The 840-nt window shown below is 50.0% G+C and carries 1 rRNA gene; it reads left to right on the top strand.

Going from position 1 to position 840, the window contains the following annotated elements:
- Positions 1–840, top strand: a 16S ribosomal RNA gene (locus tag NF867_RS18270); the annotation flags it as partial.

Genomic DNA, 840 nt, shown 5'->3' with positions numbered 1-840 from the left:
TAATACGGAGGATCCAAGCGTTATCCGGATTTATTGGGTTTAAAGGGTGCGTAGGCGGTAAATTAAGTCAGAGGTGAAAGCCTGCAGCTCAACTGTAGAACTGCCTTTGATACTGGTTTACTTGAGTACAGATGAAGTGGGCGGAATGTGACAAGTAGCGGTGAAATGCATAGATATGTCACAGAACACCGATTGCGAAGGCAGCTCACTAAAGTGTAACTGACGCTGAGGCACGAAAGCGTGGGGATCAAACAGGATTAGATACCCTGGTAGTCCACGCCCTAAACGATGATTACTCGCTGTCGGCGATATACAGTCGGCGGCTAAGCGAAAGCGTTAAGTAATCCACCTGGGGAGTACGGTCGCAAGATTGAAACTCAAAGGAATTGACGGGGGCCCGCACAAGCGGAGGAGCATGTGGTTTAATTCGATGATACGCGAGGAACCTTACCCGGGCTTGAAAGTTACTGAAGTTAGTAGAAATATTAACGTCCGCAAGGACAGGAAACTAGGTGCTGCATGGCTGTCGTCAGCTCGTGCCGTGAGGTGTTGGGTTAAGTCCCGCAACGAGCGCAACCCCTATGTTTAGTTGCCAGCATTAAGATGGGGACTCTAAACAGACTGCCTACGCAAGTAGAGAGGAAGGAGGGGACGACGTCAAGTCATCATGGCCCTTACGTCCGGGGCTACACACGTGCTACAATGGATGGTACAGAGGGCTGCGACCTGGTAACAGGAAGCCAATCTCAAAAAGCCATTCACAGTTCGGATTGAGGTCTGCAACTCGACCTCATGAAGTTGGATTCGCTAGTAATCGCGTATCAGCAATGACGCGGTGAA

The organism is Solitalea agri, from assembly GCF_023914155.1.
Lineage (GTDB): Bacteria > Bacteroidota > Bacteroidia > Sphingobacteriales > Sphingobacteriaceae > Solitalea > Solitalea agri.
Note: the sequence above shows the minus strand (reverse complement) of the source record. Positions and strands in the feature narration are given on the sequence as shown.